Annotated in this window: 5 protein-coding genes; all 5 read right to left on the bottom strand. The window is 59.8% G+C overall.

The window, feature by feature from the left end; translation table 11 throughout:
- Nucleotides 1–5 precede the first annotated feature (5 nt).
- The 5 genes from AC1MEW_RS02505 to AC1MEW_RS02525 all read right to left on the bottom strand — a co-directional run bounded on the left by AC1MEW_RS02505 (nt 6) and on the right by AC1MEW_RS02525 (nt 7,147).
- On the bottom strand, nt 6–1,031 hold the full coding sequence (locus tag AC1MEW_RS02505; RefSeq protein WP_480425335.1) for an ABC transporter substrate-binding protein: 1,026 nt from the start codon (nt 1,029–1,031) through the stop codon (nt 6–8).
- Nucleotides 1,032–1,048: 17 nt separating this feature from the next.
- The gene (locus AC1MEW_RS02510; protein WP_480425337.1) at nt 1,049–1,936 is read right to left on the bottom strand and encodes a TauD/TfdA dioxygenase family protein; all 888 of its coding nucleotides are present in this window, start codon (nt 1,934–1,936) and stop codon (nt 1,049–1,051) included.
- Between the two features lie 302 nt (nt 1,937–2,238).
- Nucleotides 2,239–3,606: an HlyD family type I secretion periplasmic adaptor subunit gene (locus tag AC1MEW_RS02515; RefSeq protein ID WP_201199448.1), complete on the bottom strand. Its 1,368-nt coding sequence runs from the start codon at nt 3,604–3,606 to the stop codon at nt 2,239–2,241.
- Nucleotides 3,596–5,752: a type I secretion system permease/ATPase gene (locus AC1MEW_RS02520; RefSeq protein WP_201199447.1), complete on the bottom strand. Its 2,157-nt coding sequence runs from the start codon at nt 5,750–5,752 to the stop codon at nt 3,596–3,598. Before AC1MEW_RS02520 ends, AC1MEW_RS02515 begins: the two co-directional genes overlap by 11 nt.
- A 42-nt stretch (nt 5,753–5,794) precedes the next feature.
- Nucleotides 5,795–7,147: a TolC family outer membrane protein gene (locus AC1MEW_RS02525; protein ID WP_322270117.1), complete on the bottom strand. Its 1,353-nt coding sequence runs from the start codon at nt 7,145–7,147 to the stop codon at nt 5,795–5,797.
- Between the last annotated feature and the right edge of the window lie 84 nt (nt 7,148–7,231).

Genomic DNA, 7,231 nt, shown 5'->3' on the forward strand with positions numbered 1-7,231 from the left:
CTTGATCAGCTCCCTTGCAGCGGTTTGGCGTCCTGGAAGAAGTAATCCTTCCACGACTCCGGTTTGTTTTTGATCGCGCCGACGCGGTAGAGGAATTCGGCCAACGGGTAAGTGTTCTTCGGCGTGACGCTGAATTCGAACTGCGGGTTATCGATGATTTTCAGCAGTGTGGCGCGGTCGATTTTTGCCTTGGTCACGCGGATGTAAGTGTCAGCCGCTGCACCTTTGTCGTTCTGGGCAAACTCGGCGGCTTCGGTCAGGGCTTCAACGAAGGCTTTATACGTTTTCGGGTTCTCGTCGCGGAATTTCTCGGTGGCAAACAGCACCGTCGGCGAGTTTGGACCAAGCACGTCGTAGGAGTTGAGCACGATGTGCACGTTCGGGTTTTCCAGGGCCTGATCCTGGAACGGCGGGTTAGAGAAGTGCCCGGACAATTCCGTGCCGCCGGCAATCAGCGCTGCGGTGGCGTCTGGGTGTGGAACGGCGACGGTGTACTTGTCGATACGATTGAATTCCTTGTCACCCCACTGCTTGGCCGCCGCGTATTGCAGAAAGCGCGACTGCACCGAGACCCCGACCGCCGGCACCGCGATGCGGTCCTTTTCGGTGAAGTCGGCGATGGTTTTGACGTTTGGATTGTTGCTCAGCAGGTAATACGGGAAGTTGCCGAGAGAGGCCACGGCTTTGACGTTCTGCTTGCCGTGGGTGCGGTCCCAAATGGTCAGCAACGGGCCGACGCCGGCACCGGCAATGTCGATGGAACCGGAGAGCAACGCATCGTTGACCGCCGCGCCGCCCGAGAGCTGCGTCCAATCGACCTTGATATCGATGCCTTCCTGCTTGCCGTACTTCTCGATCAGGTTCTGATCGCGTACTACGTTGAGCAACAGGTAAACAATGCCGAACTGCTCGGCGATGCGAATTTCACCTTCGGCGTGGGCCACGGCCGGCGCCACCAGGCTGCCGGCGATCAGGCTGAAGCCCAGGCCGATGGCAGCCGCCAACGGCGCAAATGGAAGACGTTTGGACATGATCAATCTCCGACAAATCAGAAAGGCGCGTCGCCCTGGATGGTGGTGCGAAACAGCTTGCGGCGCAGGTAGCTTGGGCAGCCGGCGGCAAGGTGAATCAGCGAACGGTTGTCCCAGAACACCAGGTCGTGGGGCTGCCACTGATGGCGGTAGATGTTTTGCGGCAATACGCTGTGGGCGTAGAGCTCGTCGAGCAGTTGTTTGCTCTCGTCTTCCGGCAAACCGACGATTCGGGTGGTGAAGCCTTCGCTGACGAACAACGCCTTGCGGCCGTTTTCCGGGTGAGTGCGGATGATCGGATGAACCACTTCGGCCACTTGGGCGAGTTGCTCCGGGGTCAGGGTCGGGCGCCAGTTGCCTTCGAATTTGGTTTCGCTGTAGCGCGCCGTGTAGGAATGCGCGGCCGAACGACCTTCAACCGCTTTGCGCAGCGCGTCGGGCAAGCCGTCCCAGGCTTTGTGCATGTCGGCGAACAGCGTGTCGCCGCCCTCGGACGGCAGCTCCTGGGCGTGCAGCATCGAGCCCAGGCTTGGCAGTTCTTTATAAGAAAGGTCGGAGTGCCAGAATTTGCCGGCGTCACCGAGGCCGACGGAAACGCCGTTTTCGATGATGTTGGAAACGATGAGGATTTCCGGGTGGCCAATCAGCAGGAATTGCTTGAGCACATGAATCTGCAACACGCCGAAGCGACGGCTGAAGGCGATTTGCTGCTCGGGGGTAATGCGCTGGTCGCGGAACACCACCACGTGATGATCCAGGTGCGCGCGGTGGATGCGGGCGAAGTCCTGGTCATTGATCGGGCGGGACAAGTCCAGGCCGATGATTTCGGCACCGACGGCGCCGCTGAACGGGCGGATGTCGAAGGTTTTCGGCGCGATGCTTTGAGATGCAGAAACGGCTGACATTTAAATCACTCCCACGCACGGCACGCTCAAGGGCGCGCGCGTCGATCAGAAACTCACGGAGGTCCCGTGTTGGTTCGTGTCGTGCGGCGCGCCGATTGGTCGGCAGGTACGCAGGGGAGTGACTTTATAGGTATAAGAATTGAAATTTAAATACCGTTAGTGAATAACGATATGGCTTTTGGGCTGTAGTGCCTTTTAGGCCGCCATCGCGAGCAGGCTCGCTCCCACAGGGTTTTGTGTCCGACACATAACCCTGTGGGAGCGAGCCTGCTCGCGATGAGGCCGTCCGTCGCAGCCGAGAACTATCGCTCGTGCAGCGCCTCAGCCCGCGCCCGAATAATCGGCTTGAGCAGATAGCTGAGAATGGTCTTCTTGCCGGTGATGATGTCCACCGAAGCGACCATCCCCGGAATGATCAGCAGCGGCTTCTCATCGGTGCCGAGGTGACTGCGATCGGTGCGCAGTTTGATGATGTAGTACGTGGTTTTCTTGTCTTCATCGGTGATGGTGTCGGCGCCGATCTGCTCAAGCTTGGCTTTGAGCCCGCCATAAATGGTGTAGTCGTACGCGGTGAATTTCACCGTCGCCTCTTGCCCTGGGTGCAGGAAGGCGATGTCTTGCGGGCGGACTTTTGCTTCCACCAGCAAGGTGTCGTCCAGCGGCACGATTTCCACCAGGTCGACGCCCGGCTGGATCACGCCGCCAATGGTGTTCACCAGCAGTTTGTTGACGATGCCGCGAACCGGCGAGGTCACCAGCGTCCGGCTGACCCGGTCTTCCAGCGCTTTGCCGGTGGCCTGGGCCTTGTTCAGGTCGGTGCGGGCTTCGTTGAGCTGAGTCAGGGCTTCGCTGCGGAATTTGCCGCGAGTCTCATCGATCTTGCGCTGCACTTCCTTGATCGCCGATTCGGCGCGTGGAATGGCCAGGGTGGTCGCGTCGAGTTGCCCGCGGGTTTCCACTTCGGCGCGTTTGAGTCGCAGCACTTCCACCGGCGATACCGCGCCCTGAGCCACCAACGGTTCGGACATGTTGATTTCCTGGCGTTGCAACGCCAGGCCACTGCGGTACTGCGCCTGCTTGGAGGTGAACTCACGCAGCTCTTGCTGACGCTGTATCAACTGCTCCTGCAAACCACCGATCTCGTCGTGCAACTGCTGGCGACGGCTGGTGTACAGCGACTCTTCGCTCTTGGCCTGGTTCGGCACAGCCTTGAGCACATCGGCTGGAAAATTCAGCGGACGGTCATCCACTTCGGCGCTCAAGCGCTCAACCCGCAGCAGCATCGACAGGCGATCTGCCTCGGTTTCGCCGACATTGGAAGCGAACCGCGTGTCGTCCAGGCGAATCAGCGGCGCGCCGGCCTCGACGATTTGCCCTTCCTTGACGTACAGCTCGGAGACGATACCGCCCTCAAGGTTCTGGATTTTCTGGATCTTGGACGATGGAATCGCCTTGCCGTCGCCCTTGGTCACTTCGTCGATGACCGCGAAGTTGGCCCAGAGCATCAGGAACACGAAGAAGCCAATGATCGCCCAAATGGTCAGCCGCACCACACGCGGCGCATCTTCGATCAGCGCTTTGTTCACTTCCGGCAGCGGTTGGCCTTGCAGCGAGGCGGAGCCTTTGAAGTAACGGCGGATAGAGTCTTTGAAACCTGGCTTATGCGACACTGATCTGCCCCTTTTTCAACGCTTCCATCACCACGGCTTTCGGGCCATCGGCGAGAATCTGCCCACGGTCGATCACCAACAGGCGATCCACCAGCGACAGCAGCGACGCACGGTGCGTCACCAGCACCACGGTTTTGCTTTCAATCACCGCAGCAAGGCGTTGTTTGAGACGTTCTTCGCCGGTGTTATCCATGGCGCTGGTCGGTTCGTCGAGCAGCAGGATCGGCGGGTTGAGCAACAGCGCACGAGCCAGGGCGACGTTCTGGCGTTGGCCGCCGGACAGGTTCTGCCCACGCTCGCCGACTTGCAGCTCATAACCTTGCGGGTGCAGACGGGCGAATTCGTGGACACCGGCCAGTTCGGCGGCTTGCAGCACCAGTTCGTCTTCTACATAGCGCGCACCCGATACCAAATTGTCGCGCAGCGTACCGGCGAGCAACTGAATGTCCTGGGGCACATAACCGATGTTGTGGCGCAGTTCGCTGACGTCGATCTGACGGATATCAACACCATCCACCAACAGGGCGCCGTCGTCCGGTTGATAGAGGCCCACCAGCAGTTTGGCCAGGGAGCTTTTGCCCGAGCCGCTGCGACCGATGATGCCGATTTTCTCGCCGGGCTTGATGCTCAGATTGATGTTCTTCAGCGCCGGGTTCTGCTGATTCGGGTAGGTGAAGTTCAGTTGACGGCACTCGATGGCGCCTTGCAGCACCTTGCGGCTCAGTGGGCGCTCGTCGAAATTGCGCTCTTGCGGCAATTCCATCATCTGGTCTACCGAAACCATCGTCACCTTCGCTTGCTGGTAACGGGTCAGCAGGCCGGACAACGAGGCCAACGGGCTAAGCGCGCGACCGCTGAGCATGTAGCAGGCAATCAGACCGCCCATGCTCAGGTGGCCGTCGATGATCTGGTACACGCCGAAGACGATCATGATCACCCCGGCCAGTTGCTGGATCAGCAAGGTGATGTTCATCGCCAGGCCGGAAAGCATTTTCACCCGCAGCTCGAGGCGGCTGAGGGTGCCGATGGTCTGCTCCCACTGGTACTGACGCTCGCTTTCAGCGTTGTTGACCTTCACCGCATCGAGGCCGGCGAGGGTTTCGATCAGGCTCGACTGACGCTCGGCGGCGAGGGCCATGGTTCGTTCCATGGTCGCCACCAATGGCTTCTGCAGCGCATAACCGATCAGCAAGGCAATCGGGAACGCCAGCACCGGGATCCACACCAGGTGCCCGCCAAGGATCGCGATGACCATGAAGATCAACAGCGTAAACGGCAGGTCGATCAGGCTGGTCAGCGTCAGCGACGCAAGGAAGTCGCGCAGGCTCTGAAACTCGTGGATGTTCTGGGCGAAGCTGCCAACCCGGGCCGGGCGGTACTTCATGGCCATGCCGACGATGCGCTCGAACAACGTGGCCGAGATGATCAGGTCGGTTTTCTTGCCGGCCAGGTCCAGGCAGAGGCTGCGCAGGCTCTTGAGGATCAGGTCGAACAGGTAGGCGCCGGTGATGCCGATCGCCAACACCCACAGGGTCGATTCGGCCTGGTTCGGCACGACGCGGTCGTAGACGTTCATCACGAACAGCGGCGCAGCCATGGCGATGATGTTGATCAGAAAACTGGCGGCGATGGCGTCGGCGTACAGCCAGCGCGAGCGCTTGAGGGTGTCGCGAAACCACGAACGCGCACGGGGGATCAGCGTGCCGTGGTTGACGTCGAATTTGTGTTGGGGTTGAGCGAAGAAGACTTTGCCGATGTAGTCGTCGGCCAGCAGTTCACGGCTGACGACGCTTTCGCCGCCATCGGTTTCGCTGAGCAGCACACGGGCCTGGTCTTCACCGTGCCAGCCAAGCAACACGGCACTGCGACCGTCCTTGAGCAGCAACAACGCCGGCATGGCAATCGCCGGAATGTCTTCCAGCTTGCGTTGCAGCACCCGGCCTTGCAGACCGGCGCGAGCGGCTGCGCGGGGCAGCAATTCGACGCTCAGGCGCTGCTTGGGCAACGGCAGACCGGTGGTCAGCATCGCGGCGCTGGCCGGTTTCTGGTGCAGCGTGCACAGGGCTAGCAGGCCATCCAGTAACGGATCGTCATGCAGCGCGCGTGGATCATGAATGAGTTGAACTCGACTGACTTCTGATTCCACGCTCGGCACTCTTGGCTAACAATTGAACAATGAAGGTTCTGCTCAATTCATACCGGGCAGTTGGACCTTTGGCTTCACGTCGTTCTGCACGACGGATGCCAACGGTGCGACCACTCCCTGGCTCTTGAGCAACTCGCCCATGGTCGCCTTGATTCGGTACTGAGTAAATAACTGAATGTTTTTGATATCAGCCAAGCGACGGGAAGCGGTGAACAGTTCGTTTTCACTGTCGAGCAAGTCGAGCAAGGTGCGCTGACCCAGGCTGAATTGCTTCTGGTACGCGACACGCACGGCGGTGCTGTGATCGACGTATTGCTGGGCGATCGGCACCTGAGCGTTCGCATTGTTCAGGGCGTTCCAGGCCAGGCCCAACTCTTCGTTCAACACGCGCAAGGCGTTGTTGCGGATATCCAGCGCCTGGTTGGACAGGTAGGACTTGGATTCCAGGTCAGCCTTGTTGCTGCCGCCGGAGTACAGGTTGAAGCGCATGCGCAGCATGGCTTGCCATTCGTTGCTGGAACCGGGCTGTCCGTCGAGGTTGTTGTCGGCAGTACGGCCCAACTCAGCATCGAAACGTGGGTAGAACGTCGACTTGGCGGTTTCGTATTGCTTTTCGGCAGCGGCAATGTCGGATTCGGCGGAACGCAGGACCGGGCTGTTATCCAGCATCTGCTGGCGGGCTTCATTCAGGTTGGCTGGCAACAGCGCCATGAACGGTGCCGGGCGCTCCAGTTGATCGGGCAGCTGGCCGACGGCGCTGAGGTAGTTGGTCTCGGAGTCCGCCAGGTTCGTTTGTTCGGTGATCAGGTTGTTGCGGGCCTGGGCCATACGCGCTTCTGCCTGGTCAAGGTCAGCGCCGCTGCCCACTCCGCGGGAGGTGCGCAGTTTGATCTGGTCGAAAATCCGTTCGTGGCTTTTCAGGTTTTCGTCGGCCAGGCGCACGAATTCGCGGCGAGTCAGTACGTCTAGATAGACCTGAGCGACGGTCAGCGCGGTGCGTTCGGACGTTCCCAGCAACGAATAGGCGCGGGAGTTAACGGTGGCTTGTTGGCGCCCTACTTCGCTGGACGTCGCAAAACCGTCAAAAACCATTTGCGACAGACGCACGCTCGATTCCCCGCGGTTCAGGGTTTCCCAGCGACTGCTACCGGTGTCGGCACGGGTAGTGGCGTTGTCAGAGCCTTCGCGACCATAACCGCCCAGCAGATCGACCCGTGGCAGGTATCCACCTTTTGCAGCCTTTAACTGATAATCCGCGGCCAATCGACTGTTAACCGCTGCCTGGATTTCCGGATGGACATCCAGCGCCTGTTGCATGGCTTCCGGCAAGGATTGGGCTTGGGCAAAACTGGCGGCAAGGGCGAAGGGTAAGGCCTTGAACAGGTATGAACGCATGTTGGAAATATCCCAGGACTTCTTGTCTTGAATCACAGCAAATAGTAGCGCTGCGTCGGATGATGGCAACCGGAATGACCGTAT

The sequence above is a fragment of the Pseudomonas sp. ASL4 genome, from assembly GCF_056680395.1.